This is a genomic window from bacterium (assembly GCA_035559435.1).
GTDB lineage: Bacteria > Zixibacteria > MSB-5A5 > WJJR01 > WJJR01 > JACQFV01.
The window spans coordinates 1-1144 of the sequence record DATMBC010000038.1 but is presented as its reverse complement, the minus strand read 5'-3'; the positions used below and the strand labels follow the sequence as shown (position 1 = coordinate 1144).

At 63.5% G+C, this 1144-nt stretch carries 1 protein-coding gene; it reads right to left on the bottom strand.

The genetic code is table 11. The features are described from left to right. Positions 1-1144 (bottom strand): NDP-sugar synthase (locus VNN55_04425; protein ID HWO56794.1); only part of this gene is annotated, 1144 nt, incomplete at its 5' end.

Below are 1144 nucleotides of genomic sequence, written 5' to 3'. Positions count from 1 at the left end.
TCAGAAGGTGATCGCATGATCTTTCAACTCGGTCGCCGGCCACAACCGGATGCCGTGCTCCAGGCGATTCTCCGCGCCGATGATGCAGCCGTCGCTGATGATCGTTCCATCGGCGATGTGTGCCTTAGCGCCGATCCGGTTGCCGCGCCCGACAACGCACGAGCGGAGCGAGGCACCTTCCGCGATCTCGTTGTCTTCCCAGAGCACTGCGCCCTCGATCGTCACGTCCTTGCCGATCACACAGCGCGCGCCGATCACCGTCGGCCCGATGATCCGCGCCCCGCGCTCGAGCCGCACATCCGGCCCCAACACCACCGGCCCGACGATCTGCGCTGAATCGTGGATCGCTGCCCCGTCCTCCAGCCACACCCGATCGGCTATCTGGCGCCCGCGAAACCGGTAGCGCACTTTGCCGATCAGAATATCGTGATGCACCTCCAGATACGTCGAGGGTTTGCCGACATCGGTCCAGTACGCGCGCGATGGGTAGCCGTACATCGGGTCGCCGGTCTGCAGGACTACCGGGAACAGGCCGCGCTCGAACATGTAGTGCTGCGCCGGCGGAACGTAGCGGAAGATCTCCGGCTCGATCAGGTAGGTGCCGGCGTTGATCATATCGGTGGTCACCTCGTCGCGGTTCGGCTTCTCGATGAAGCGGCGAATACGCCCCTCGGCATCGGTTTCGACCAGCCCGAAGGCGGTCGGGTCCTCGACAGGCGTGAGCGCGATCGTCAGCTTGCTGCCGCGCTCGCGATGATAGGCCAGCATCGCGCGCAGGTCCAGGTCGGTCAACACATCCCCGTTGAACACGAACGTCGTGCCATCCAGCATGTGTTCGACGTTCTTGACCGCTCCGGCGGTCCCGCGTGGCTCTGGCTCCTCGACGATATGCACCCGCATCCCCAGCCGCTCGCCGTCGCCCAACGCCTCACGAAACCGATCGGCCAGATATTGGACGGCCAGGATCGCTTCGTCGATCCCCTGGTCGCGTAGTTTTTCCAGCATGTGCTCGATAAACGGCTGATTCACCAGCGGGATCATCGGTTTGGGCGTGTTGCAGGTCAATGGGCGCAGACGCGTCCCCAGCCCGCCGACGAGGATGACAGCTTTCATAGCCCCCCCAATAGAGTTATGAGTTGTCAGT